The following is a 668-nucleotide window of genomic DNA, read 5'->3' as shown; positions in this document are numbered from 1 at the left end:
GAGGGCCGGTGGTCACGGCCGGAGCCGCGTGAGCACTTCCGGCAGTATCTGCGGGGATTGCTGGCGCCGCTGGCGCGGAAGAACTCCTGGACCATCTCGGAGTTCACCGGGGAACGCCGGCCCACGGCGATCCAGAGGTTCATCAACCTGACCCCGTGGGATGCCGACGGGCTGCGCGATGAGGTACGCGCCTATGCGGTGGAGCATTTCGCTGATGAGCGGGCGGTTCTGATCGCCGATCCCACGGGGTTCGCCAAGAAGGGCAGGAAGTCGGCGGGTGTGCAGCGGCAGTATTCCGGGACGCTGGGCCGGATCGACAACTGTCAGATCGGCACCTTCCTGGCCTATGCCAATACGGCCGGCGACCGGGTGCTGATCGACCGGGAGTTGTATCTGCCGGAGGATTCCTGGTGCGCCGATGCCGGACGCCGGGCCGAGGCGCGCGTTCCGGCCGGTGTGCGGTTCGCCACGCGCCCACGGCAGGTCCAGGCCATGATCGAGCGGGCTCGGACGGCGGGGGTGCCGTTCTCCTGGATCGCCGCCGATGAGGAATTCGGTCAGAATCCCGGCCTGCGCGCTTATCTGGAAGGCGAGCAGATCGCCTACTGCATGGCGGTGCCCAAGACCACCGACATCGCCACCGGAAACATCTCCACGGCCAAGGACCA

General features: G+C 67.4%; 1 protein-coding gene. It reads left to right on the top strand.

Annotation, left to right across the window (positions count from 1 at the left end; all coding sequences use genetic code 11):
• Positions 1–57 precede the first annotated feature (57 nt).
• The coding region (locus FAF44_RS53540; RefSeq protein ID WP_237111172.1) for an IS701 family transposase at positions 58–668 on the top strand (611 nt) is incomplete at its 3' end.

This window comes from Nonomuraea sp. MG754425 (assembly GCF_021699195.1).
Classification (GTDB): Bacteria; Actinomycetota; Actinomycetes; order Streptosporangiales; family Streptosporangiaceae; genus Nonomuraea.
Note: the sequence above shows the minus strand (reverse complement) of the source record. Positions and strands in the feature narration are given on the sequence as shown.